Source organism: Salimicrobium halophilum (assembly GCF_900100295.1).
Taxonomy (GTDB): Bacteria; Bacillota; Bacilli; order Bacillales; family Halobacillaceae; genus Salimicrobium; species Salimicrobium halophilum.
Genome location: NZ_FNEV01000019.1, coordinates 1 through 24,075 on the forward strand (window position 1 = coordinate 1; position 24,075 = coordinate 24,075).

Consider the following 24,075-nt stretch of genomic DNA (forward strand, 5'->3'; position numbering starts at 1 on the left):
CAAAAAGCAAACCGAAGCCCCACGCTTCAAATCGAAAAAGAACCCGGTGCAATCCTATACGACGAAACATACGAATGGCAACATCGCTGTCGTCGGAAACAGGATCAAATTGCCGAAACTCGGATTCGTCCGTTTCGCCAAAAGTCGGGAAGTGGAAGGACGAATCCTGTCTGCGACCATCCGAAGGAATGCGGCTGGTAAATACTTCGTTTCCATTCTTACGGAAACGGAGGTCGAAGCGTGGCCGAAAACGGGGGCAACCGTCGGGATTGATGTAGGTTTGAAAACCTTCGCCGTTCTTTCGGATGGAACCCCCTATGACAATCCCCGTTTTCTAAGCTCTCTTGAGAGAAAACTGGAAAAGGCGCAAAAGAAACTGTCCAGACGCTATGAACAGGCGAAGAAAGACAGAAAGCCTCTGCACGAAGCGAAAAACTACCAGAAACAACGTCGGAAGGTCGCCCGTATCCATGAGAAGATCAAAAACACGCGCATCGATGTCCTGCATAAGCTCAGTACCGACATCGTCAAAAACCACGACGTGATCGGGCTCGAAGACTTGCAGGTAAGTAGCATGGTAAAACACAAGCACCTGGCCAGAGCCATCAGTGACGTCAGCTGGTCCACCTTTCGTAGCATGCTTACCTATAAAGCAACATGGTACGGGAAACAACTCGTCGTTGTGGGGAGGACCTTTCCTTCCAGTCAATTATGTTCCCGTTGTGGTTACCAGAACAAAGCAGTGAAAAATCTTGAGGTCCGCATATGGACATGCCCTTCCTGCGAGACACATCATGACCGGGATCTGAACGCAAGCAGGAACATCGAGGCGGAAGCCATCCGCCTTCAAACCGGTGGGACGCCGGGGTTCGCTTAGGTTGCATCTGTTCGGTAGAACGGAGGTTCTAAGAATCCCTCACCTCTTAGCGCATGCGTAGGTGGGGGTAGTTCAATTCCTTTCGCATTACTGAGTAGAAGAGCATAGTTCGATGGTTTTGACTTCCCTTACGAATTCGTTTATCATTTATCTTGAAATTGAGATTAACGGTTTAGAGGGTGAAATAAGGTGGAAAAAGAATAATGGAGGAGGCAAATGATGAAACATATCTTTGAACAGGGAAATGCTACAGAAAAACCCGTATTTTTATTGCTTCACGGGACGGGAGGTACAGAACAGGATCTGCTGCCACTTGCGGGAATGATCGATGAACAGGCTTCTCTCCTATCCGTAAGGGGAAACGTCAGTGAAAACGGGATGCCCCGGTACTTCCGTCGACTTGCCGAAGGAGTATTCGATGAAGAGGACCTGATTTTCCGGACGAAAGAATTGCATGAGTTTCTGGAGGAATCCAGCACAGATCATTCCTTCGACAGGGAGAACATGGTCGCTGTCGGTTACTCCAACGGTGCGAACATCGCCGGGAGTCTTCTTTTTCACTATGGAAAGACTCTTAAGGGGGCGGTGTTGCTGCACCCGATGGTTCCACGCAGAGGAATAGAATTACCGGATCTTACCGGGCTTCCTGTGTTTATAGGGGCAGGTACGAATGATCCGATCTGTCCTGCTTCGGAAACGGAAGACCTCGCTGAGCTTCTGAAGAATGCGGGAGCGGAAGTGGAAGTGTTTTGGGCGGACCAGGGACATCAGCTTACACGTGATGAGATTACGCAGGCCCGTCAGTGGTACGAAAAACATTTCAGTTGAACAGGAAAGGATTTGTCATCCATGGATATAAAACAGAGCAATGAACGATTTTACATCGGGGACGCGGAAGCTCCGGATGCTTATATCCACTTCGTAGATTTCGGAGAAGATAAGCTCATCATCGATCATACGTATGTCGTGGAGTCGATGCGGGAGCAGGGAGTTGGCGAAGAGCTGGTCGATGCAGTAGTAGCCCATGCCCGGTCAGAAGGAAGAAAGATTATCGCTCACTGCCCATACGCCCGGAACGTGCTCACGGATAATGAAAAATACGATGATGTATTCATCGGAATCCGGTCGTCCTCCTGATGAAAATGAATGAAATAGTGAATATAACAGCCTTTTTTCTACTAAGGAAAAAGGCTGTTTTTTCGTATTCCTGCTTTGATGCTTGGTTTGGTACGCAGAGGATAAGAATTTCTTTGTTAAAGCTGTTGACATGTTTGAATGAAGATGTATAATTATGAATAAATAATAATAAAAATACATTCGATGAAGAAGGAAAGTATTCCAGTGGATGACGACAGCGAGCCGGGGTTGGTGGAAGCCCGGTGTACAGAACTAGGAAGAAGCGCCCTTCGGAGAAGCTTCGGTGAATGAAGTAGCCTTAGCCGGGAAGATCCCCGTTATCCTTTACGAGTTGGCCTTTTGATAGGACGCTTTGATGCGTTCCATATCAGGCAACAAGAGTGGTACCGCGGACATATTTCCGTCTCTTTTCACAGGAAGAGGCGGCTTTTCTTTGATAAAAAATGATTATTAATGAGAGAAATTTATAAGGAGGACGATGATGATGACGAAACCTAAAGTAGTACTTGCATATTCCGGAGGATTGGATACATCGATTTCAATTAAATGGATTCAGGAGAAGTATGGATATGATGTGATTGCCCTCGGCATCGACGTTGGAGAAGGGAAAGACCTGGAGACGATCAGACAGAAAGCCCTCGATGTAGGAGCAGTCAAAGCGATCATGATTGAAGGCAAGGAGCTTCTCGCGGATGAATATCTGCTTCCTGCCTTGCAAGCCAATACGCTTTATGAAGGGAAATACCCGCTTTCTTCTGCACTGAGCCGGCCGCTCATCTCCAAGCTTCTCGTCGAAGTAGCGGAGCAGGAGGGTGCCGTAGCCGTAGCTCACGGATGTACCGGAAAAGGGAATGACCAGGTAAGATTCGAACTATCTATCCAGGCATTGAACCCTGAACTGGAAGTAATTGCTCCGGTAAGAGAATGGGGCATGACGAGAGATGAACAGATCGCTTATGCCGACGAAAAAGGAATTCCGATTCCGGTTAATCTTGAAAATCCGTTTTCGATTGATGCGAACATCTGGGGAAGAGCCTGCGAAGCAGGGGTTCTTGAGGACCCTTGGCAGGAAGCGCCGGAAGCGGCTTACGACTGGACGAATCCTGTTGAAGAGACACCGGATACACCGGAGACGATCGAAATCGGATTTGAAGAAGGGAAGCCTGTCAGCTTTAACGGAGAAGCGATCGGGCTTGTAGACCTGATAGAGAAATTGAATGACCTCGGCGGAGAGCACGGCGTCGGAAGAATCGATCACACGGAGAATAGACTTGTCGGTATCAAATCGAGAGAAGTATACGAGAACCCGGCTGCCATGATTCTGATCAACGCGCACAAAGAGCTTGAATTCCTTACGTTGACGAGGGAAGTCGCTCACTACAAGCCGCAGGTAGAACAGCAGCTTTCTCAAATCGTCTACGACGGTCTATGGTATTCTCCGCTCAGAACGGCACTTCAAGCGTTCATTGAAGATACGCAGAAGTTCGTTACGGGTACAGTGAAAATCAAACTGTTCAAAGGACACCACCAGGTAATCGGTAAGCATTCCCCTGTAAGTCTTTATAACGAAGAGCTTTCCACGTATTCGAAAGACGATGCCTTCGACCATAACGCAGCCGTCGGATTCATCAAACTGTGGGGACTGCCTACGAAAGTCCATGCAGACGTGCACAACAAGAAGAAGCACCTGGTGACGACGAATGAGTAAGCTTTGGGGAGGAAGATTCACCAAACAGACAGATGAACTGGTCGAGGAGTATACCGCCTCGATCAGTTTTGATCAGAAATTGGCTTTGTTCGACATACAGGGGAGCAAAGCTCATGTTGATATGCTCGGTAAGCAACAGATTATAGCAACAGAAGAAGCGGAAGAAATTAAGCAGGGACTCGATAAAATCCAGGAGAAAATCGAGAAGGATGAAGTGGAATTTTCCGTGGCTGATGAAGACATTCACATGAATATCGAACATCTTCTGATCGATGAAATCGGAGCCGTCGGCGGGAAACTGCACACAGGGCGTAGCCGGAACGACCAGGTGGCTACGGATATGCACCTTTACTTGAGAGAGAAGACGAAAGAACTGATCGAGCTGCTAGAAGCGGTTCAGCAGTCCATTGTCACTCAAGCGGAGGCGAATGTGGAGACGATGATTCCTGGTTATACCCACCTGCAACGGGCGCAACCGGTGTCATTCGCCCACCATATGCTCGCTTATTTCTGGATGTTCGAGCGGGATAAGGAACGTCTCCAGGATAGCTTGAAAAGAGTGAACTGGTCGCCACTCGGGGCGGCAGCGCTAGCCGGAACGACCTATCCGATCGATCGTCAGGCGACAGCAGAAGCACTCGGCTTCGAGAAAGTGTACCCGAACTCTCTCGATGCGGTAAGCGATCGTGACTTCATTCTGGAATTTCTTTCGGATGCTTCGATTCTCATCATGCATATCTCACGGCTTTCCGAAGAGCTCGTAATGTGGAGCAGTGAGGAATTCAGCTTCATCGAGCTGGATGATGCGTTCTGCACCGGATCGAGCATTATGCCTCAGAAGAAGAACCCGGACGTGCCGGAACTTCTGAGAGGGAAGACCGGAAGAATCTACGGAGATCTGATGGGGCTTCTGACACTACTTAAAGGTTTGCCGCTCGCTTACAACAAAGACATGCAGGAAGACAAAGAAGGAATGTTCGATACGGTCGAAACGCTCGAAGGAGCCCTTTCCCTTCTTTCTCCTATGCTTAAGACGATGGACGTGAAGAAGGAGAGGACGAACAGTTCTGTAACGAATGACTATTCCAACGCGACCGATATGGCCGATTACCTTGCAGTAAAAGGAATGCCGTTCCGCGAAGCGCATGAAGTCATCGGGAAAATCGTATTATATGCGATTCAGGAAGAGAAATACCTTCTGGATATGACCCTCGAGGAATTCAAGGGATTCTCCGAATTGATCGAAGAGGACATTTTTGAAAAACTCGCCCCGGAACAAGTCGTTGCCGCAAGAAAGAGTGAAGGCGGTACAGGATTTGACCAGGTGAAAGATCAATTGCATCTAGCTAAACAGCACTTGCCCTCCTGATGAGGAAGGCAAGTGTTTTATCGTGCAGGAAAAGGGAAGAATACTCAGTAGTGACAGAGTAAAGAAAGGATGAGGATAGGTATGGATCAAATAATCGCTTATTTCAAAAGTGAAAATGACGCCGAAAGCGCAAGAGCCTCTCTGCAAAAGTTGAAAGTGGAGAATGAAAGAGTCGAAGAGATCCCCGAAGATTCCAGGAAAGAACGCATTATCCCTTTTTCTTCCAGTGGCTTACAGGCGAATGTCGCTGAATACGGGGAAAGCTTCAATGATGCGTTCGGCGCTAAAGGAGAAGAAATGACGCACCTGCTTCAATTCGATGTAGCTGAAGGCGACCACGATGACGCTGTAAAGGTACTCGAAGAACATGGCGCCATGAAAAAGGAAGACTAAGCCATGTATAAGGAAGCAAGCAGGATGCCGAGAGTCCGCTGATAAATTTCATCGAACTGGCTGAGGGGCAGAGGATTCACCCCTCTTCCCAGTTCTACGGTAAACCCAGGTCTTCGGAAGTCCTGTATGAACCAGTCCTTATACCCTGCATAGCTATCTACATACCTGATCGGCTGATAGCCGCTCACTCTGGCGAATTCCTCGACCATCACTTCAGAGGCTGGCGGTTCCAGCCCCTCATACCCCCAGAAGATGACTTCCCCCTGCGTGTGGAAAGCCAAAGCGCTTTGCATTGCAGGGGATATTTCTGCGAGTGCGATAGCTTCCGGTTCCGTCAACGGTGCATATCCTGGGAAGTCACGCGGAGCAGGGGTGTCCGGTTTTCTCGCCTGTTCTATCTCCCAATTGGCCGGATACTGATTGTTCAGGTCCACCCCTCGTATATTCGCTTTCCAACCACTGAAGTCTTCAGACCCTCCATTGATCCGTAACACTTCTTCGGGATTATTACTTGCAGAAGCCCCGTTTATGACGAGATCGACACCGTCCGGGTTAACCATCGGAACGACGGAAAGCCGTACGTTCTGAAAGAATGGTGCCATCGTCAGGCCACGGATCGTTTCATTGTTCGTCAGGGCGAGAGCATAATCATTGAGAAACTTCATGAGTACCGGAGTGGTGATCCATTCATTCGCATGAAATGCCCCGTTCCAATGGATGTTTTTGTTTCCTTCCCCGAGGACTACCTCTACGATTTCCTTCCCTTCGATGCTCCTTCCGATGATGTTTTTTCGGATGAAAGGATAAGCAGCGAGCAGTTTATCGATATGTCCGGTGAGAATATCGTAATCATACGGTTGATTCGTAAGGAAGAGAGGGCCGGTAAGTCGTTCAGGAATGGATAACACATCAGAGACTTGCAGGTTATAAGGGTCTATATCCGGATTGGCGAGTAAAATGGTATCGAGACCTAGTCCTCTCTTCGTGGTAATCGAGTACAGGTTATCCCCGGGCTGGATGGTGTAGGGGACGAGTCTGTAGCCCGGTACGTGGATGGTGTCTCCGGGCGATAGCGCTTCAGGGGCTACTCCGGGATTGGAAGCCAGGATTAAATATAAAGGTACATTCAACAACTGGGATAGATACCAGAGATTGTCTCCCTGGCGTATTTTTATATCCAAACAAATTCCTCCCTTGTCTATAGAGACGACCTATCTATCAGTATTCTATTGGATTCTCGCGCTGGATATGTTCATAGATTGATCCACGATCCTTTTTTATTTTTTCAAAAAACCAAAGTAAACTTATCGGAATATTGTTGACATTAAAGATATGGGTGCATATAATGTAAAACATACTAAATTGATGGGGATTATGAGTTGGAGGATGTTCCATGTTTTTGAGATTTGAAAAGGTAGCGAAACGATTCGGAGATACCCCTGAGAATCAGTTCGAAGTATTCTCCGACATCGATATAGATATTGAAGAGAATCAGTTCGTATCCATCCTCGGTCCATCCGGTTGTGGAAAGTCGACATTGCTCTCGATGGTCGCAGGACTTGAAGGGATTTCTTCAGGAACGATTCAATTAGAAGGGGAAGATATCGACCGTCCGGGTCCGGATCGGGGGATGGTCTTCCAGCAGCCTTCGTTATTTCCATGGCTGACGGTGAGGGAAAACGTCATGTTTCCCTTGAAGAAGAACATGTCGAAAAAAGAAGCTCAGTCCCGTGCCGACCACTTTCTGAAAATGGTGCATTTGAGCAAGTTTCGGTCCAATTATACCTACGAACTTTCCGGCGGGATGCAGCAACGGGTGGCGATTGCAAGAGCACTCGCGATGGACCCGAAAGTCCTTCTGATGGATGAACCGTTCGGTGCTCTCGATGAACAGACGAGACATATTCTGCATAAAGAACTGTTGTCCATTTGGGAAGATACGCAAAAGACGATTCTTTTCGTCACACACAGTATTCAGGAAGCGATCAAGTTATCGGATAGAGTGATCGTGATGGGGACCCGCCCCGGTCAGATCATCGCAGATTTCCACGTGGATGCGCCGAGGCCGAGGGAACGGGATGATGAGTACGTGATCAGTCTGGAGAAGCAGGTGATGGAATTGTTGGAGAAAGAGATCAATAAAGTGCTGAAGGAAGAGTTGGACGATGAAGCTGTCTCTACTAGTTAAGCGGATCGCGTTTCTCGTCGTAGTCATCGGTATCTGGTATTTGATTTACGCCATGAATGTCTTTGAAGATATTATTTTCCCTTCTCCGACGACGGTAGCTTCAGCCCTTTATGAAGGGTTCGCAAGCGGTGATCTGTTCTCAGCCCTCGGAGCGAGTTTCAGGCATTTATTCTCCGGGTTGTTCCTGGCTATTCTTTTCGGTACGCTTCTCGGTGTGCTGCTCGGCAAATCCAGGGAAGCAGATGAGACAGCGGGTATGTATCTCGTCGCTCTTCAGAGTATTCCGAGTATCGTCTGGGTACCGCTTGCTATTATGATCTTCGGTTTCTCGGAAGCGGCTGTCGTGTTCGTCGTAGTCCTCGGAGGAACCTTCGTCATGGCGCTGAACGTACGCTCAGCGATCAGAAGTGTGTCTCCGCAGTTGTTACGTGCGGCGAAAACGATGGGCGTCGGCGGTGTCTCCCAATTTTTCCGTGTGGAGATTCCTGCGAGTGTCCCGTATTTCATGTCTGGAATCAGGCTCGCATGGGCATTCAGCTGGCGCGCGCTTATGGCAGGGGAACTTCTCAGTAATGGCCCGGGTCTCGGGTACTCGCTCCGCTATGCGCAGGATTATGCAAGAATGGATCAGGTAATAGGAATCATCATCATTATCGGTGTGATAGGTGCTGTCGTGGATCAAATCGTGTTCTCGAAGCTCGAGAAAAACGTCATGAAGCGATGGGGCGTTTTATAAAATTTTCAAATCGAAAAAGGAGTGAACAATATGAAGAAATTTATCTATCTGGCTGTACTCGGTTCTCTTTTGATGGTGCTCAGCGCCTGCGGAAGCAGTGAATCGGATGCGAGCGGAAGTGAAGAGAATACAGAAACTAAAGATGAAATCACCATCGGCTATTTCCCGAACATTAACCACGTGGCCGGCATGGTAGCGGAAGAGAAGGAAATGTACTCCGAGGAGCTGCCGGATGGTACGACAGTGAACTACCAATATTTCCCGGATGGCTCTGCCTTCATGACAGCTGTTGAAACAGGAGAAATCGAAGGCGGGATTGTAGGTCCTGGACCTGCGATGAACCACTACGTAAGTGGAGCGAACATCAATATCGTTGCTGCCGGCTCTAAAGGTGGTACCGTAATCATGGCAAGGAATGATGCGGGTATCTCTTCTCCGGAAGACCTGGAAGGGAAAACGTTCATCTCTCCTCGCGTCGGTTGCACACATGATGTACAATTCGAAGCGATGATGAAAGATGAATTCGGTATTACCTCCGACCGTGTCAAAGGAGAAATGAAGCATGTGACCGGAAAGCCGGCAACGTATGCGAGTATGTTCGAAGCAGGAAGAGTGGATGCTGCTACGGTTCCGGAGCCGTGGGCTTCTAAAATCGAAGCGGACGGAAGCGGAAAGGTACTTGTCGATACACCGGAAGTAGCGTATGGAGAAACACTCCCTGCCGCTGTATTCGTCACTTCTAATGATCTGAAAGAAGAGAATCCGGAGTTGATCCAGAACCTGGTGAATGCACATAAACAGGCGACGGATTTCATCAACGAAAACCCGGAAGAAGCGAAGACGATCGCTCAGGATAAAATCAAAGAGATTACCGATCAGGAGTTATCGGCAGAAGTGATCGACAGTGCCTGGGAACGGATCGACTTTTCCTACGATGTTGATGAGAGTGTCCTGCAGGACTTCGCCAATTCTTCGTATGATCTCGAATTCTTGAAAGAGAAGCCCGACTTGGATGGTCTTGTCGACAAAAGTTTCTTAGAAAATTAAACAACAAAGCGCGTGTCCCGGATGAAAGGAATCCTCGGGCACGCGCTTTCTTTGTCAGGTTTATTTATTAAGCAAGGAAGTAAGCGCTCCGTGTAAATCAGGATAATGGAAGGTATATCCTTCGTTCTCCGCCTTTTTCGGATAGACAGCCTGCCCGTCCAGGACAAGGGTACTCATCTCTCCGAGGATCGTGCGGATGATGAATCCGGGTACATGGCACCAATGCGGTCGGTGGAGCACATCTGCCAGCGTCCGGCTGAAATCATCGTTTCGCTTAGGAGTAGGAGCTGTTACGTTGACGGCATCTTCCACCGTTTCGTTCTGAATCGCGAAATCGATCATGCCGACCACATCATCGATATGAACCCACGACATCCACTGTTCCCCGTCGCCGAGCCTGCCTCCTACGAAGAATTGATAAGGACGTTTCATCAAAGGAAGTACCCCGCCATCTCCAAGGATGAGACCAAAGCGCATGAATGCGGTTCTCACCCCTTTCAATTTCGCTTGTCTGGCCGTATTCTCCCAGTCCTTGACGACACTCGCCAGAAAATCGTTCCCCGGTCGTTCGGTATCTTCAGTAAAAGACTTATGAGGAGAGGTTCCGTAAAAACCGACGGCTGAACCGTTCACAAGAACTTCCGGAGTCTCTTCCAGATTCTCGATAAGCTCCAGCACTCCGTTCGTCGCATCCAGGCGACTCTGGCGGATCAACTGTTTTCTTTCCTCCGTCCATCTGCCTCCGGCGAGAGAAGCACCTGCGAGGTTTATGATCGCGTCGACCTTCTCCAGGTGTTTCCATGGTTGATAGTCCTCTTTCAACCAGCCAACGTATGTTACGTTTTTGTCATCTTCATGATTCTCCGGGTGCCTCGTCAAAATGTAGACGTGGTCCCCTTTTTCTGTGAAGTGTGTGGTCAAGTGCTTTCCGACGAAACCGGTACCTCCGGCAATGACGATATTCATGAATACATCCTCCTTGTGGGTTCGTGTTATGATTGATGCAGAGAGGAGGCAACGTATGCCTGCTATAAGTAAAATAACCGTTCAGCAAAAGAACAAAGGCCGCTTCAACATATTTCTGAAGCGTGGCGATCAGGAACAATTCGAGTTCGGTGTGAGTGAAGATATTCTTGTACAGTATAACCTTCACAAAGGGATGGAACTCAGTGAAGACGACATCAAACAGTTGAAGAATAAAGACGAGCTGCATAAATCATATACCCGTGCCATCCACTATTTAAGCTACCGGATGCGTTCGGAGAAGGAAGTTTTCGACTATTTGTTGGAAAAAGAAGTGGAGGAAGAAGACGCGGGAGATATCATCAATCGGTTGTATAAGGAACAATTGCTGGATGACAGGGCCTTCGCCGAGTCCTATGTCCGCAGTAAAATTGCAACTTCGAGTAAAGGTCCTGTGCTGTTGAAGCAGGAACTTCTCCGTAAAGGGGTACCGGAAGACTACATACACGCGGCACTCGAGTCCTATACGTTCGAAGACCAGTACAAAAAAGCGCATAAGTTCGGTATGAAGAAAGTGAACGATTCTTCGAAAAAATCGTTCCAGCAGAAATTGCAGGCAGCGAAGCAGACGATGATGCAGAAAGGATTCACCCAGGATGTGATCCAGGAAGTGTCCATGCAGCTTAAGGAAGAGAAGGAAGACTCGGTGGAGTGGGAATCGATCGTGATTCAGGGAGAGAAAGCTTTCAGGAAATATGAAAAGAAAGCGGAAGGATTCGAACTGAAACAGAAAGTGATGGCTTCTCTATACAGAAAAGGATTCTCGCACGAATTGATTCAGCGCTTTTTTGAAGAAAAAGGGGAGTGAATCCCTACTGACAATCGTGTGCACCTGTTAGAAAATGAAAGGGAGGAGGGGTAACGTGAAGAAATGGATCTTATTTGTCAGTATATGGATCATGATGAGCGGGTTTGCTCCGGAAATGTCCGAAGACTGGAGCTATTCCTGTGATACAGGAGAAAGCGAGGAAGTTTTCTCTGAAAAGGATCGTTACATAGTTGTATGTGGGACAGCCGGGGTTCCTGAAGAAGTGGTATCGCTCTCGCCACAGGGGGAAGTAGAATGGACACATGATGTAAAAGGAGTCGTTCAGCCGGTTTTTGAGAAGAACGGAGAACGGTTATGGATGGTATCGGAAGCAAGGGAAGAAGGACTTGATTACATAGTGGACATGGCTACCGGAGAGAGCGATGCTTCTGTCACCTTCGATTTCCCTTCGGATATTCTGATCAATGACCGTACTTTCATGAAAGCGGCGAATGGAAAACTTCACGTTTTCGCCGGGGAGAATTGGTATGCGATGGAGCAGACTGGGGAAAGGGCGTTCACCTTCACAGGGAACGAGCAGTTGTTGCCGGATCTGTCTGTTGATAAGGACTCTTATTATGTAGCGGATGATGGTGCTTTCAGTGAAGATCCGAATATCTATAAAGTGGATGAAGAAGGAGAAGTTCTCTGGAAAAAGCGAGCGGCGCTGGATGAGTTGCCTTTGTTCACAGATGATTACGTGTGGTTCACAGAACCCTTCCAGGGAACGTTCCACACGGTAGATCCTTATAGCGGAGATACGATTTCCGAACAGGAAGGTGATTTTTATCACCGTCTTCTCTTGAAACAGCCGCTTATGATGGAGAATCATTTATTCACGAGCAGTGAATTATATCAGCTATCTGTTGACGGTGAAGTCGAATGGAAAACGGAGGTGTCCCCTTATCGTCTGGAGGAATACATAGACGATAACGACCTTGAAGGGGACCAGTGGCTACTCCAGGAGCGTACCATCGCATCCCGGGAAACATTCAGGCTGTTCAGTCAGAACGTGTATTTCTACAATGAACAGAACAAAGAAATAGCCGCTCTTGTGAAGCTGTATGACGACGGATCGTTTGCCTGGACGAATCGGGAGCTTCCGAAAATCGATTATACAGAAGTTGTGAACGATGCGATTGTTGCTGCAGGAGAAGGTTACGTCTCCTCGTTGAATCAAAATGGAGAGATTACCGATAGCCACCCTGTGAACGGGGAAGTGAAGCAGCTGTTGAAAGAAGACGCAGGGGTTCTTACGGTCACCTCGGATGCTATAGCAAGGCTTTCGGTCACTTCCGGGGAAGCGGGAGAAACGGAAGACTATCTCCCTGTATCATCCCAGGCAATGGATGAGAAACAGACAGTGGACCGCTCAAAAGTGTGGCACGTACAGTTCAATACGGCGATTTCTCCGGAGACGGCCGTGAAGAATATAGCTGTCGTAAATGAAAACGGAGAAGCGATGAGAGTCGACAAGACTTTTTCGGAAGACGGAAAAGAAATGAAAATTCGTCCGCCTCAGGGTGGTTATGAAGCTGGAACGTACGCGATCACTGTGCACGACCGTATCGCTTCGCCGGAAGGGAAGCTGCTGGAAGAAGAAGTATACCAAATGTTCGATGTCGATTGAGAAGGTCGGGCCAGCTCCCGACTTTTTCTTTTTTTTCTTGTAAAGTGAAAGAGGAATCGTTACGATAATAAATACGCATGCTGATGGAAGCGGTTTTAGAGTGAAAGAGTGGAGGGTTCGTATGGAGCGGCCAGTTACTGTGAAGAAAACGTTGAACAACAATGTAATTATAGCCGAACATCCTGCTTATAAGGAAGTTATTCTGATCGGGAAGGGGATCGGCTTCAACCGGAAAACGGGAGATGAAATCGAGCCGGAAATCGCAGAGAAGACATTCCTTCTCCGTGATCCTGAAGAGAAACAGCAATACGTGAATCTTCTTCCGCATGTGAGCGAGGAACTGATCCCGTTGATGAGTGATGTGCTCAATTATGTGGAAGAGCGGATGGAAGAGCCTCTTCATGAACATATTCACGTAGCTCTGACGGACCACCTGGCATTCGCTTTTCACCGGGCGAAGAATAACCTCGAGTTTTCGAACCCTTTCCTCTCAGAAATAGAAACACTTTATCCGAAAGAGTACCAGATCGCTCTGGAAGTGGTAACCATTGTCTACGATAAGACAGGTGTCCAGTTTCCGATGGGGGAAGTCGGTTTCATTGCTCTGCATATCCATAGCGCGGTCACAGATAAGTCCCTGCGGGAAATCAACCGGCATAACCGGCTGATCACGCAACTGGTCCATATTATCGAGGAACAGCTTGAAGTGACTGTAGATAGAAAAAGTATCGATTACCATAGACTTGTGCAGCATCTTCATCGTGCGATTCACCGCATTTACACGGGGGAAACGGTCGGGGATCAGACAAATCTCGATAACATGTTGAAAAAAGAATATCCGTTGTGCTATAATTTGTCGTGGAAACTGATTAAAGTAATGCAACGACAGTTGAATAGAACCGTAGATGAATCAGAAGCCGTATATTTGACGATTCATCTGCAACGATTAACTCAGAAATAAACCGTACGTGTTACTGACACGATCAGGCATGAGTACGAAAAATGAGTAGAGGAAGGGACAGCTGTACCCTTTGACTGCTTATTTTCGTACTCATGCCTTTTTTATTTGTTAAAAGAGTGTGCGGGCGACGGCTCTGGCCAGTTGTAGTCGAGGCGCTTCCGCTTGCTTATTTTGAAAACGGTTCATTTTTCTGACAATTCAACGGGTTGCAAATCAAAAAGGAGGAATTATTATGTTTAAGAATGCATTCGGTACGCTTCAAAAAGTCGGTAAATCCCTGATGCTACCCGTAGCATTGCTTCCTGCAGCGGGTATCCTGCTTGCCTTTGGTACAAGCTTCGCTCAGGAGTCATTCACCGATCTCGTACCATTTTTCGAACATCCGTGGATGCAGCTGATCCTGTCGCTGATGGAAGAAGCGGGTGGAGTCGTATTTGATAACTTGCCTCTGTTATTCGCAGTCGGGGTCGCGATCGGTCTCGCTGGTGGAGATGGAGTTGCAGGTCTTGCCGCAATCATAGGTTATTTGATTATGAACGTTACGATGGGCGTCCTCGGGGACGTTACGCCAGAGATGGCAGCCGACAGTCCGGAGTTTGCAAATGTGCTTGGAATTCCGACGCTGCAGACTGGAGTGTTCGGTGGTATCATTGTAGGTATATGGGCATCGTTCCTGTATAAAAAGTATTTCAACATAGAACTTCCGCAGTTCCTCGGGTTCTTCGCTGGTAAGCGATTTGTACCGATCATCACTGCATTTACGTCTCTTGCTTTAGGTATTCTGATGTATTTCGTGTGGCCATACGCTCAATCCGGCCTGAACGCATTCTCGCAGTTCATGCTCGGATCCAACCAGACGCTGGCTGCATTCATTTTCGGTGTCGTGGAACGTTCTCTTATTCCGTTCGGTCTGCACCACATTTTCTATTCTCCGTTCTGGTTCGAGTTCGGTTCTTATACGAATGCGGCCGGGGAAATTGTACGAGGAGACCAGACGATCTTCTTCGCACAGCTCCGTGACGGTGTCGAGTTTACAGCCGGTACGTTCATGGTAGGTAAATTCCCGTTCATGATGTTCGGTCTGCCTGCTGCAGCACTGGCTATTTACCACACAGCCCGCCCGGAACGTAAGAAAGTGGTAGGAGGTATCATGGCATCTGCTGCCCTTACATCCTTCCTTACTGGAATTACAGAACCGATCGAGTTCTCGTTCCTGTTCGTAGCACCACTTCTATTCGCGATTCACGCAGTATTCGCAGGATTCTCTTTCATGATCATGGAGATCCTCGGAGTGAAAATCGGACAGACATTCTCGGGTGGTCTGATCGACTTCATCCTCTTCGGTGTCATTCCGAACCGTACCGACTGGTGGTGGGTCATCATCGTAGGTCTCATCTTCTCAGTCATCTACTACTTCGGGTTCCGCTGGGCGATTCTCAAGTTCAACCTTGCAACGCCTGGACGTGAAAAAGAAGGGGAAGACCAGGACGAAGAAGTCGGAGAAATCGATGACAAGCCTTATGAAATCCTTCAGGCTATGGGTGGCCAGGAAAACATTGATAACCTGGATGCATGTATCACGAGACTACGTGTCTCTGTCCATGATAAGAACAATGTTAATAAGAATCGTTTGAAACAGCTCGGAGCCTCCGGTGTGATGGAGGTCGGAAACAACATTCAGGCTATCTATGGCCCGGTTTCTGATACACTCCGCGGACAGATGCAGGACATCATCGACGGCAAAGCACCTCGCAAGCAGGAAGAGCCGAAAGCTGATGCTGCCACAGACACAGAAATCCATGTGAAAGAAGACATTGATTTCGTCAGCCCGATGAAAGGGAAAGTGATGCCGATCACCGATGTTCCGGATCAGGTATTCTCCGGAAAAATGATGGGAGACGGTTTTGCTATTGAACCGACAGACGGTGCGATCGTTTCTCCGATCAACGGAAAAGTGGTCAACGTCTTCCCTACGAAACATGCGATCGGTCTCGTGACGAACGATGGCGTCGAAGTATTGATCCATATCGGGATCGATACGGTGAAACTGAACGGAGAAGGATTCACTGCTCATATCGGTGAAGGTGATGAAGTGAAGCAGGGGCAGAAACTGATGGACGTAGATCTTGATTACGTGAAAGAGAATGCACCATCTGTCATCACACCGGTAGTCTTCACGAACCTTAACGAAGGACAGTATGTAGACGTGCAGCAATCCGGAGATATTACAGCAGAACAGAAAAATATCATTAAGATAAAAGAATAAAGGAGAGATCATCATGGAAAAGAAAGATATGAAAGTAACAGCATCTGAAGGGGTGCACGCGCGCCCGGCTACTTCACTCGTGCAGGTCGCAGGACAATATGAAGCGGATGTGAACGTCGAGTATAACGGGAAATCCGTAAACTTGAAGTCCATCATGGGAGTTATGTCTCTAGGCATTCCGAATGGAGCAGAGATCTCGTTTTCCGCTGAAGGTTCCGACGAAAAAGAAGCTGTGGAAGCGATTTTCGCAAAAGCGAAAGAAGAAGGTCTTGGAGAATAATAGATAGCAAAAAGATGGAGGGGAGCCCCTCCATCTTTTTTATGTTCAAAGTTGATTTTATGCAGAAGTGGTCCGTTTCTTGAGCAACCGGTCCATTCAAGGTGCTATTTTTGTTCTGAGTATCCGGCAAACTAGTTTGCTAGACACTCGCACAACCGGAGATGCTTTGAACGTCCGACAAAGAGATTAGCGGGACACTCGCTTCCTTCCTCTGTCTACGAACGTCTGGCAAAGCCAGCCCTTGATGATTCACCTTCTCAGATTTCAATCTCTTTGCGGCGGTCGTCCTGGTCGAAGATGATTTTCGCCACTTCTTCCGGCGTCTTCAGTTTCTCCGGGTTACTGACGTGATCCGACTCGTCCCAGAAGGGGGTGTTCATGCCGCCCATATATACGGCGGTTGCATCGATGGACTTGTCTTCCCATTCTTTATGAAGGCTTTCCGTGAATCCTCGTACGGCGAATTTACTTGCACAGTAGATGCTTTCGTTCACTTTCCCTCTAAGTCCTGCGGTCGAAATGATGTTCAATACGCGACCTCCGGATGCTTCCAACTTCGGTTGTGCCGCCTGGGTGAGGAGAATCGCACCTTTGACATTTGTGTTCAACATGGCATCGATATCTTTTTCCTCGTAGTCCGGAAGAGGACCGAAAATACCTATACCGGCGTTGTTGATCAGCACATCTATTTCGTCTACCTGTTTCAGCATCTCAACGACGGAAGCGTTCTCCGTAATGTCACAGACGATCGTTTCGGCGTCGCCTCCCTGCCCTCTGATTTCATACTGGACACGGCGCAGCTTCTCTTCACTGCGTCCAGTCAAGTAAATCTTATGTCCGCCCGAGGCGTATTGTTCAGCAAGAGCTTTCCCGAGTCCGCTTCCTGCTCCGGTGATGATGACAGTTCCCATAGTAACTTCCTTTCCCTGTGTATTCTCGTTTCTATTGTGTCGCTTAAATGTTAAAATGTAAATGGAAAAAGAAGCGAAGGAGAGATTTCGGTGGAGCGTCGATACAGTGAGTACACATATGAAGAATTACGTCAGGAAGTCGGCGAATTGACGGATAAAGCAAGAAAAGCGGAACAACTCGGCATGGTGAACGAGTATGCGGTGCATCAGCGGAAGATCACGATGGCCAAAGCCTACATGCTGAATCCGAAAGATTTCAAAAAAGGGGACACTTACGAAATCGAAGGGGATCCGCATCATACATTCTACATCGTTTATCGTAACGGCGTATTCGCCTGGGGATATAGAAGAGACCAGCACGGTAATTTCGTCGAGAAAGAAGAAGAGGATCACTATACCGGGGAACCGGAAGAAGCTCTTCCTATTTCCGTGCTCGGAAATCGGGTGAATAGTGATGAGTGATCGCAACGACAAGCAGCATCAGCTCGTAAAGGAATTGATGGCCAAGAACGAAGGGCTGAACGAACGAGAGGCGAGAAAATGGATTGAACTGCTGTGGGAAGATTTTGAGGCAACGCGCGCCAAGGCGGGACGAGAATATAAGGGAGAAGAAGTGACGGAACAGATCGTAAGGCAGTGGGTCTATCATTACGGACCCCGGCTCGATGATTTCGTCGCTACCAACCCGAAGTTCAAACAGTATTTCGAACAGTAAAAGAACCACGCTCACGTAGCGTGGTTCAACTTTCGTTGGTGTTCAGTTTGTCCTGGAGTTTTTCTTCGGTGAATACCCAGCCTGTGTAGGAATCGAGGATTTTTAAGTGGTCTCCGTGCTCATCATCGATCTGTACAAGCGCTACGAAAGGGTAACGACCGTTATGGCGATAGCGCAAGTCGATGAAGCGCAGTTCTGTATACTCGTCGTGATAGTTGATTTCATATCGGTATACCGGTGAGAAAGACAGGAATGCTTTGATGTTATGGTCTTCGAGAGCTTTCTTCACTACAGGGTCCCGGGTGTTGATCGGTTTGTTGACGAACTCATCGAGAATCGTGATATGTCCGTTCTCCGCACGCCCGACGTAATAACGGGTAGGAGTGGTAACGACGATCCGCCATATATTCTGCTTGATCGTAGGGAACGTGATGATCTGTTCAATGTCCGTGAAATTGTCTTCGAGCAGTTTCACCATTTCCCTTTTATCGAAATAGCGCTTAACGTAGTAGAGCGCAAGGATGAAGTAGATGATCAGCCAAAGCTGAGCCGGGTCAGCTCCGATCAGCCAGGCGATGATGCCTGCGATGTGAAAGTAGAAGATATATGGATCGAATGTATTGATGAAACCATAGGCCACCCACCTCTTTGTAAATGGACGATAGGCTTGTGTCCCGTAGGCGTTGAACACGTCTACGAAAACATGGAGAATGACGGCGAAAAAGGTCCACAACCAAAGGTGCAGGGTGTTCACTTCCGGATAAAACAGGCTTAGGACTCCTGTCAGAAGCAGTCCCCACATGACAACGGCAGGCATGGAGTGGGTGATGCCGCGGTGGTTCCGTATATAAACGGCGTTGTTTTTCAGTTTTAGAATCGTATCGAAATCCGGAGCCTGGGAACCGACGAGAGTACCGATCAGTACCGCTTGCCCGAGAGTCGGGTCTTCTGCGACGACCGGATCGATCGTAGCGAGACCACCGAGTGCTACTCCCATAACGACGTGTGTGGCTGTGTCCATCTTCATTCCCCCTCTTGCCTGATGTTTTGTAAATGTATCATGAAGGATGTGTTAATTTGAAGCGCAACGAGCTGGCTGATGAAATAGTGAAAGATTTCCCTGCAGAAGATTTTCGCGAGAGTCTGATCCGCTGGTTTAAACAAGAGCAACGAACCCTTCCGTGGAGGGAGAATCAGGATCCCTACCGTATCTGGGTGTCTGAAATCATGCTGCAGCAGACGAAGGTCGAAACGGTTATTCCTTACTTTGAACAGTTTATCCGAAAGTTCCCGACCTTAGAAGATTTGGCTGCAGCAGATGAACAGGATGTATTAAAGGCATGGGAAGGCTTAGGTTACTATTCCCGTGCAAGAAATTTGCAAACTGCGGTACGCGAAGTGGTTTCAAGTTACAATGCCGCTGTTCCGGATACTGTGGAAGAAATAAGCTCGTTGAAGGGTGTCGGTCCGTATACCCAAGGGGCGATCCTGAGTATCGCCTATGATCAACCTGTTCCTGCGGTGGACGGGAATGTAATGAGGGTTCTGTCCCGGATTCTGCTCGTTGATGAAGATATTGCGAAACAATCGACGAGGAAACTCTTTGAATTGCTCGTCTCGCGAACCATTTCAACGGACGATCCTTCTTCCTTCAATCAGGGGTTGATGGAGCTTGGAGCGATTGTATGTACGCCTAAATCCCCTTCCTGTCTCCTGTGCCCGGTGCAGGAATATTGTCGTGCTTTTCATGAAGGAGTGGAAGCGGAACTTCCTGTGAAGTCGTCCAAGAAAACCCAGAAAGTACTACGTTACCGCACGTATATAGTGGAGAATGAACGAGGAGAAGTGCTTGTAGAAAAGCGTCCGGAAGAAGGATTGCTCGCCAATTTATGGCAGTATCCGATGGTGAAAGAAGAAGAAGTCCAGGAAGGCTCTTTGTATGGGCTTGAAATGGAAGAAAAAGGGATGGTGGATCGGATCAAACATACATTCTCTCACCTTATTTGGGAGATGGAAGTCCACCGTGCGTTTGTTTTAAGTGGTGATGTGCAGAAGGAGAGAGCTGAATTCGTATCGAAAGAGCTCCTCACTGATTATCCTTTTCCCGTCTCTCACCAAAAAATTCATCCTTATGTCGGTTGATTGTTTGCATGAAAAGAAAGCCTTCCGCGCATAATAGCAAATGCGGAGGTGAGTGACATGGCTAAACAACCGAAAAACAACCCTAAACAGACGCCTGCAGGAACGAATGCTGAAAAAGTGAGACAGCAGAACCAACAGGCTGCGCAGGGCCAGAACCAGTATGGTGCTGAGTTCGGAGCTGACCAGACGGATCCACAGGAAGTCCGTCAACAGAACCAGAAGTCCAATGCGAAAAAACGATAGTTCATGTTGTGAACCCTTAGGGAAGGTCGTCTGTCAGGGCGACCTTTTCTTCTTACATATTCCAGGTGCAGGGTTTCTCTTTCTCCATAAATTGTATCATTTTCATTTGGCGGATATAGTCGTTATAATGGATAGAAGTGAATGCAGTGAAGAAAGGGGTGGAATTCGTATGTCCAGCCCGTCGCCTGGCAAGCGAATAAAAATTCAAAGTTATAAGCACAATGGACAATTACACCGGGAATGGGATAGCACCACCATTCTTAAAGGTTCGAAGACGATCATGATCGGTGCCAACGATCGGACAAGAGTAACGGAAAGTGATGGAAGGACGTGGATGACGAGAGAGCCGGCAATCTGTTATTTCCATACGAGATACTGGTTCAATGTCATCGGCATGCTTCGCTCGGATGGGGTTCATTATTACTGTAATATAAGTTCTCCGTTCATTTATGAGGATGATATGATCAAATATATCGATTACGATCTGGATGTGAAAGTTTTCCCCGATATGACTTACAAGTTACTCGATGAAGATGAGTATAACATTCACAGGCAGCAGATGAATTATCCGCATGTTCTCGACAGGATACTGTACAACAACGTGGACATCCTTGTGCGGTGGATTCATCAGCGGAAGGGGCCTTTCGCTCCGGATTTCATCGATCAGTGGTATGAACGTTATCTGACGTACAGGTAAAGGGCAGCGCACTTTTTAAAGGTGCGCTTCCTTATTTTTCTGACAGAAAGAAGGAACAACGATGGAGACGATAAAAAGGTATATGGCATTTGTGACGCCATATAAATGGAAGATTGTACTTACGGTACTTATCGGGGTTATTAAATTCGGTATCCCTTTGCTGCTTCCGCTCATTTCGAAATATGTCATCGATAACATTATCGGGAATGAATCGATGGCTCAATCGGAAAAAGTGGATCAGCTTCTTTGGATCATAGGAGGGGCATTGTTCCTCTTCCTGGTTGTGCGTCCACCGGTGGAATATTTGAGGCAATATTTCGCCCAGTGGATCGGAAGTAACATATTATATGATATACGTGATAAATTATTCGATCATATCCAGCGACTCAGCCTTAAATTCTATTCCAAGACGAAATCCGGCGAAATCATCTCCAGGGTCATCCACGATGTGGAGCAGACGAAGAACTTCGTCATCACCGGACTGATGAATATCTGGCTCGATATGTTCACCATTCTTATTGCCGTCATCATCATGCTGACGATGAACGTCTGGCTTACGCTTGTAGCTATTGCCCTTTTCCCTCTGTACGGGTTCGCAGTGAAATTCTTCTATTCCCGGCTTCGTACCTTGACGAGAGATCGCTCCCAGGCACTGGCCGAAGTGCAGGGACATTTGCATGAAAGGGTTCAGGGCGTACCGGTGACGAGAAGCTTTGCTCTGGAGGATTACGAACATGAACAATTTGATGAAAAGAACTCGAACTTTCTGAACAAAGCGATACGCCATACAAACTGGAATGCGTACACTTATTCCGTCACCCACACGATTACAGACCTTGCTCCCCTTCTTCTCATTGCCGTGGCGGGTTATCTCGTCATTAATGGAAGTGTGACGGTCGGAACTATGGTCGCGTTTGTCGGTTATATGGACCAGGTGTATGGTCCATTGCGCCGACTCGTCAACTCGGCGACTGTGCTGACCCAGTCGATCGCTTCGATGGACAGGGTGTTCGAATTTCTTGATGAACCGTATGATATCAAAGATAAAGCGGATGCCCGGAAGGTTTCCTCGGTGAACGGGAAAGTCACGTTCGATCACGTAAGTTTCCGTTATGAAGACGATGAGCCGTCCGTGCTCGAAGATGTCACTCTCCACGTCGATCAGGGAGAAACGGTTGCCTTCGTAGGGATGAGCGGGGGAGGAAAGTCCACGCTGATCAGTCTGATTCCGCGGTTCTATGACGTGACTGGCGGCCGCATCCTGATAGATGATACAGACATCAGAGACGTGAAAGTCCGTTCCCTGAGAGACCAGATCGGCATGGTGCTTCAGGACAATACGTTGTTCAGCGAATCTGTGGCGATGAATATAAAAATGGGGAATCCGGATGCGACCGATGAAGAAATGAAGGAGGCAGCGCGTGCCGCGAATGCCCATGATTTCATCACGGATCTCCCATACGGATATGATACGCTTGTCGGCGAGCGTGGAGTGAAGCTGTCGGGAGGTCAGAAACAACGTATCGCAATCGCTCGCGTGTTTCTGAAGAACCCTTCGATCCTTGTCCTGGATGAAGCGACTTCTGCTCTCGATCTCGAGAGTGAAAGTTTGATCCAGTCGGCGCTTGAACGACTGGCTTCAGACCGGACGACTTTCATCGTGGCCCACAGACTTTCGACGATCACCCATGCGGATCGTATCGTGTTGATCGAGAATGGCCGGGTCGTGGAAAGTGGACCCCACGAAGAACTGATGGCACAGCGGGGGCATTACTATAACCTTTATCAAGTCCAGGAATTGGACGATGTCCCGACTTTATAATACTAAAAACCAGGAGGCGCGCCTCCTGGTTTTTATTTTATCCCTGTCTGGATATACTCGTTCTGGGTGTTTTTCTGATAGCTCTTCAGCAGGCGTTTCAATTTCTCCAGCTGGTAATGGTACTCCATTAGCTGTGCCGCTAAAGGAAGGAAGATAAGCCGGTCCTTGTCGTATCCGTGCTCATATTCATTCATCAGACGGTCTACGATCAATGGAACATCAGGCGTCTCTACACGACGGAGAGCTTGCTTATGTGTCTGTTTGATTCGTCCTTTCAAACTGAGCAACAGCTTCTCATGAGCGTTGACGAGTTTATCGAGTTCGTAGACGAGCGCATCCTGGAATTCTTCGGGGATGTGCTCGATTTTATGATCGAGTCGATGGAAAGCCTTCAGTACGTCGAAGGATTTCTTCGTTGTGGTAATCAATTGCCGGAAAACGACGAGTTTTCGTCCTTTGGCAAACCCTTTCCCTCTCAAATAGGTCCTCTCTTCTGAATAGAGGAGGTAGGTGTGGTCAAGCCAGCGAATCTCATCCTGGATACGGGTGATTTCGTATTTTAACGCAGGCTCATCAGAGAGTTTCCTCGTTGTGACACGAATCCATTGCAGAATATCACTTGTGGAATCATCGATCTTCCCGAATAGTTTCGTTTCATACTTCGGAGGCAAGAATACCAGGTTAACGATAAATGCGGCTAATATACCAACGAACATCGAAGCGATACGGGAAGCGGCAAAGTAGGTGAACGTCTGATCCGTCGAGTCCATCAGCGCCACAACAGCGACGACAGCAAGAGAGATCGTGTTCTCGTTCATTTTCATGCTTGATGTAATGCCGATAGCTATAATGATGGCAAAAGCGACGATGAAAGGGTCGTTGCCAAGGGTGAACACTGCAGCAACGGCGATCAATGCCCCGATTATATTCCCCTGAACCTGCTCGATGATGGATTGGTAGGAACGATAAATGGATGGTTGAATGGAGAAAACGACGGCGATCGCTGCGAGTAGAGGAGATATGAAATCCGACATATTCCCTACATAAAGTGCGACAGCTACCGCAAGTCCCGTTTTCACCATCCGGGCTCCTAATTTCAAATGTCATCATCCTTCTGTTCTG

Annotated in this window: 25 protein-coding genes and 1 other annotated feature; of the genes, 20 read left to right on the forward strand and 5 right to left on the reverse strand. The window is 48.0% G+C overall.

From position 1 onward, the window contains the following. The 6 genes from tnpB to BLQ44_RS16205 form a co-directional block, all read left to right on the forward strand. A partial coding sequence (tnpB, locus tag BLQ44_RS16180; protein ID WP_093194920.1) for an IS200/IS605 family element RNA-guided endonuclease TnpB occupies nucleotides 1-877 on the forward strand: 877 nt, incomplete at its 5' end. A 219-nt stretch (nucleotides 878-1,096) separates the two neighbouring features. Next, the gene (locus BLQ44_RS16185; protein WP_093194921.1) at nucleotides 1,097-1,705 is read left to right on the forward strand and encodes an alpha/beta hydrolase; all 609 of its coding nucleotides are present in this window, start codon (nucleotides 1,097-1,099) and stop codon (nucleotides 1,703-1,705) included. Nucleotides 1,706-1,726: 21 nt separating this feature from the next. Continuing rightward, nucleotides 1,727-2,014: a GNAT family N-acetyltransferase gene (locus tag BLQ44_RS16190; protein ID WP_093194922.1), complete on the forward strand. Its 288-nt coding sequence runs from the start codon at nucleotides 1,727-1,729 to the stop codon at nucleotides 2,012-2,014. A 174-nt stretch (nucleotides 2,015-2,188) separates the two neighbouring features. After that, nucleotides 2,189-2,425: a binding site (T-box leader), on the forward strand. 73 nt (nucleotides 2,426-2,498) lie between these two features. Then, a complete protein-coding gene (locus BLQ44_RS16195) occupies nucleotides 2,499-3,722 on the forward strand; it encodes an argininosuccinate synthase (protein ID WP_093194951.1) in 1,224 nt (407 codons plus the stop codon). Then, on the forward strand, nucleotides 3,715-5,091 hold the full coding sequence (gene argH, locus BLQ44_RS16200) for an argininosuccinate lyase (protein WP_093194923.1): 1,377 nt from the start codon (nucleotides 3,715-3,717) through the stop codon (nucleotides 5,089-5,091). Before BLQ44_RS16195 ends, argH begins: the two co-directional genes overlap by 8 nt. An 81-nt stretch (nucleotides 5,092-5,172) precedes the next feature. Further along, the gene (locus BLQ44_RS16205; RefSeq protein WP_093194924.1) at nucleotides 5,173-5,484 is read left to right on the forward strand and encodes a hypothetical protein; all 312 of its coding nucleotides are present in this window, start codon (nucleotides 5,173-5,175) and stop codon (nucleotides 5,482-5,484) included. Here the strand turns inward: BLQ44_RS16205 and BLQ44_RS16210 are convergent. Further along, nucleotides 5,481-6,665: a M14 family metallopeptidase gene (locus BLQ44_RS16210; protein WP_093194925.1), complete on the reverse strand. Its 1,185-nt coding sequence runs from the start codon at nucleotides 6,663-6,665 to the stop codon at nucleotides 5,481-5,483. The genes BLQ44_RS16205 and BLQ44_RS16210 overlap by 4 nt on opposite strands. Nucleotides 6,666-6,877: 212 nt before the next feature. Here BLQ44_RS16210 and BLQ44_RS16215 point away from each other — a divergent pair, with 212 nt between their 5' ends. The 3 genes from BLQ44_RS16215 to BLQ44_RS16225 are packed head-to-tail and all read left to right on the forward strand — an operon-like array spanning nucleotide 6,878 to nucleotide 9,455. Next, nucleotides 6,878-7,672, forward strand: coding sequence for an ABC transporter ATP-binding protein (locus tag BLQ44_RS16215; protein WP_093194926.1), 795 nt, complete (start codon nucleotides 6,878-6,880; stop codon nucleotides 7,670-7,672). Continuing rightward, on the forward strand, nucleotides 7,650-8,408 hold the full coding sequence (locus tag BLQ44_RS16220; protein ID WP_093194927.1) for an ABC transporter permease: 759 nt from the start codon (nucleotides 7,650-7,652) through the stop codon (nucleotides 8,406-8,408). Before BLQ44_RS16215 ends, BLQ44_RS16220 begins: the two co-directional genes overlap by 23 nt. Before the next feature lie 30 nt (nucleotides 8,409-8,438). Then, nucleotides 8,439-9,455, forward strand: a complete 1,017-nt coding sequence (locus tag BLQ44_RS16225) for an aliphatic sulfonate ABC transporter substrate-binding protein (protein ID WP_093194928.1) — start codon at nucleotides 8,439-8,441, stop codon at nucleotides 9,453-9,455. Nucleotides 9,456-9,515: 60 nt separating this feature from the next. On the opposite strand, the gene BLQ44_RS16230 is transcribed toward BLQ44_RS16225, so the two are convergent. Further along, on the reverse strand, nucleotides 9,516-10,421 hold the full coding sequence (locus BLQ44_RS16230) for a TIGR01777 family oxidoreductase (protein WP_093194929.1): 906 nt from the start codon (nucleotides 10,419-10,421) through the stop codon (nucleotides 9,516-9,518). A gap of 55 nt (nucleotides 10,422-10,476) precedes the next feature. Between BLQ44_RS16230 and recX the strand changes: the two genes are divergently transcribed. From recX to BLQ44_RS16255, 5 genes are all read left to right on the forward strand, one after another. Then, nucleotides 10,477-11,286 carry a recombination regulator RecX gene (recX, locus tag BLQ44_RS16235; protein WP_093194930.1) on the forward strand — a complete coding sequence of 270 codons (810 nt, stop codon included), beginning with the start codon at nucleotides 10,477-10,479 and terminating at the stop codon, nucleotides 11,284-11,286. A gap of 55 nt (nucleotides 11,287-11,341) precedes the next feature. Further along, the gene (locus BLQ44_RS16240) at nucleotides 11,342-12,916 is read left to right on the forward strand and encodes a hypothetical protein (protein WP_093194931.1); all 1,575 of its coding nucleotides are present in this window, start codon (nucleotides 11,342-11,344) and stop codon (nucleotides 12,914-12,916) included. Nucleotides 12,917-13,037: 121 nt separating this feature from the next. Continuing rightward, entirely contained in the window at nucleotides 13,038-13,877 is an 840-nt protein-coding gene (gene glcT / locus BLQ44_RS16245) for a glucose PTS transporter transcription antiterminator GlcT (protein ID WP_093194932.1), read from the forward strand. Nucleotides 13,878-14,109: 232 nt separating this feature from the next. After that, nucleotides 14,110-16,143: a glucose-specific PTS transporter subunit IIBC gene (ptsG, locus tag BLQ44_RS16250; protein ID WP_093194933.1), complete on the forward strand. Its 2,034-nt coding sequence runs from the start codon at nucleotides 14,110-14,112 to the stop codon at nucleotides 16,141-16,143. Nucleotides 16,144-16,156: 13 nt separating this feature from the next. Next, nucleotides 16,157-16,423, forward strand: coding sequence for a phosphocarrier protein HPr (locus tag BLQ44_RS16255; protein WP_093194934.1), 267 nt, complete (start codon nucleotides 16,157-16,159; stop codon nucleotides 16,421-16,423). Between the two features lie 257 nt (nucleotides 16,424-16,680). Here BLQ44_RS16255 and BLQ44_RS16260 read toward each other — a convergent pair whose 3' ends face one another. Next, nucleotides 16,681-17,334 carry an SDR family NAD(P)-dependent oxidoreductase gene (locus BLQ44_RS16260; RefSeq protein WP_093194935.1) on the reverse strand — a complete coding sequence of 218 codons (654 nt, stop codon included), beginning with the start codon at nucleotides 17,332-17,334 and terminating at the stop codon, nucleotides 16,681-16,683. 90 nt (nucleotides 17,335-17,424) lie between these two features. Between BLQ44_RS16260 and BLQ44_RS16265 the strand changes: the two genes are divergently transcribed. Then, nucleotides 17,425-17,796, forward strand: a complete 372-nt coding sequence (locus BLQ44_RS16265; RefSeq protein WP_093194936.1) for a YfhH family protein — start codon at nucleotides 17,425-17,427, stop codon at nucleotides 17,794-17,796. Then, nucleotides 17,789-18,049, forward strand: a complete 261-nt coding sequence (locus tag BLQ44_RS16270; RefSeq protein WP_093194937.1) for a YfhJ family protein — start codon at nucleotides 17,789-17,791, stop codon at nucleotides 18,047-18,049. Before BLQ44_RS16265 ends, BLQ44_RS16270 begins: the two co-directional genes overlap by 8 nt. Nucleotides 18,050-18,074: 25 nt before the next feature. On the opposite strand, the gene BLQ44_RS16275 is transcribed toward BLQ44_RS16270, so the two are convergent. Then, nucleotides 18,075-19,070 (reverse strand): metal-dependent hydrolase, encoded by a 996-nt coding sequence (locus BLQ44_RS16275; RefSeq protein WP_093194938.1) that lies wholly within the window; start codon nucleotides 19,068-19,070, stop codon nucleotides 18,075-18,077. A 56-nt stretch (nucleotides 19,071-19,126) separates the two neighbouring features. Between BLQ44_RS16275 and mutY the strand changes: the two genes are divergently transcribed. The 4 genes from mutY to BLQ44_RS16295 all read left to right on the forward strand — a co-directional run bounded on the left by mutY (nucleotide 19,127) and on the right by BLQ44_RS16295 (nucleotide 22,953). Further along, complete coding sequence (mutY, locus tag BLQ44_RS16280; RefSeq protein WP_245688184.1) at nucleotides 19,127-20,191, forward strand: A/G-specific adenine glycosylase; 1,065 nt, start codon at nucleotides 19,127-19,129, stop codon at nucleotides 20,189-20,191. A gap of 57 nt (nucleotides 20,192-20,248) precedes the next feature. Next, nucleotides 20,249-20,434 (forward strand): gamma-type small acid-soluble spore protein, encoded by a 186-nt coding sequence (locus BLQ44_RS16285; protein ID WP_093194940.1) that lies wholly within the window; start codon nucleotides 20,249-20,251, stop codon nucleotides 20,432-20,434. Nucleotides 20,435-20,603: 169 nt separating this feature from the next. Further along, nucleotides 20,604-21,131 (forward strand): nucleoside tri-diphosphate phosphatase, encoded by a 528-nt coding sequence (ntdP, locus tag BLQ44_RS16290; RefSeq protein WP_093194941.1) that lies wholly within the window; start codon nucleotides 20,604-20,606, stop codon nucleotides 21,129-21,131. Nucleotides 21,132-21,192: 61 nt separating this feature from the next. Further along, nucleotides 21,193-22,953 carry an ABC transporter ATP-binding protein gene (locus BLQ44_RS16295; protein WP_093194942.1) on the forward strand — a complete coding sequence of 587 codons (1,761 nt, stop codon included), beginning with the start codon at nucleotides 21,193-21,195 and terminating at the stop codon, nucleotides 22,951-22,953. 32 nt (nucleotides 22,954-22,985) lie between these two features. Here the strand turns inward: BLQ44_RS16295 and BLQ44_RS16300 are convergent, their stop codons facing one another. Further along, nucleotides 22,986-24,053: an FUSC family protein gene (locus BLQ44_RS16300; protein WP_093194943.1), complete on the reverse strand. Its 1,068-nt coding sequence runs from the start codon at nucleotides 24,051-24,053 to the stop codon at nucleotides 22,986-22,988. Between the last annotated feature and the right edge of the window lie 22 nt (nucleotides 24,054-24,075).

Coding starts and splice junctions, on each gene's coding strand:
- BLQ44_RS16185 (WP_093194921.1), top strand. CDS start 1,097: ATGAAACATATCTTTGAACAGGGAAATGCTACAGAAAAACCCGTATTT.
- BLQ44_RS16190 (WP_093194922.1), top strand. CDS start 1,727: ATGGATATAAAACAGAGCAATGAACGATTTTACATCGGGGACGCGGAA.
- BLQ44_RS16195 (WP_093194951.1), top strand. CDS start 2,499: ATGACGAAACCTAAAGTAGTACTTGCATATTCCGGAGGATTGGATACA.
- argH (WP_093194923.1), top strand. CDS start 3,715: ATGAGTAAGCTTTGGGGAGGAAGATTCACCAAACAGACAGATGAACTG.
- BLQ44_RS16205 (WP_093194924.1), top strand. CDS start 5,173: ATGGATCAAATAATCGCTTATTTCAAAAGTGAAAATGACGCCGAAAGC.
- BLQ44_RS16215 (WP_093194926.1), top strand. CDS start 6,878: ATGTTTTTGAGATTTGAAAAGGTAGCGAAACGATTCGGAGATACCCCT.
- BLQ44_RS16220 (WP_093194927.1), top strand. CDS start 7,650: ATGAAGCTGTCTCTACTAGTTAAGCGGATCGCGTTTCTCGTCGTAGTC.
- BLQ44_RS16225 (WP_093194928.1), top strand. CDS start 8,439: ATGAAGAAATTTATCTATCTGGCTGTACTCGGTTCTCTTTTGATGGTG.
- BLQ44_RS16230 (WP_093194929.1), bottom strand. CDS start 10,421: ATGAATATCGTCATTGCCGGAGGTACCGGTTTCGTCGGAAAGCACTTG.
- recX (WP_093194930.1), top strand. CDS start 10,477: ATGCCTGCTATAAGTAAAATAACCGTTCAGCAAAAGAACAAAGGCCGC.
- glcT (WP_093194932.1), top strand. CDS start 13,038: ATGGAGCGGCCAGTTACTGTGAAGAAAACGTTGAACAACAATGTAATT.
- ptsG (WP_093194933.1), top strand. CDS start 14,110: ATGTTTAAGAATGCATTCGGTACGCTTCAAAAAGTCGGTAAATCCCTG.
- BLQ44_RS16255 (WP_093194934.1), top strand. CDS start 16,157: ATGGAAAAGAAAGATATGAAAGTAACAGCATCTGAAGGGGTGCACGCG.
- BLQ44_RS16260 (WP_093194935.1), bottom strand. CDS start 17,334: ATGGGAACTGTCATCATCACCGGAGCAGGAAGCGGACTCGGGAAAGCT.
- BLQ44_RS16270 (WP_093194937.1), top strand. CDS start 17,789: ATGAGTGATCGCAACGACAAGCAGCATCAGCTCGTAAAGGAATTGATG.
- BLQ44_RS16275 (WP_093194938.1), bottom strand. CDS start 19,070: ATGGACACAGCCACACACGTCGTTATGGGAGTAGCACTCGGTGGTCTC.
- BLQ44_RS16285 (WP_093194940.1), top strand. CDS start 20,249: ATGGCTAAACAACCGAAAAACAACCCTAAACAGACGCCTGCAGGAACG.
- ntdP (WP_093194941.1), top strand. CDS start 20,604: ATGTCCAGCCCGTCGCCTGGCAAGCGAATAAAAATTCAAAGTTATAAG.
- BLQ44_RS16295 (WP_093194942.1), top strand. CDS start 21,193: ATGGAGACGATAAAAAGGTATATGGCATTTGTGACGCCATATAAATGG.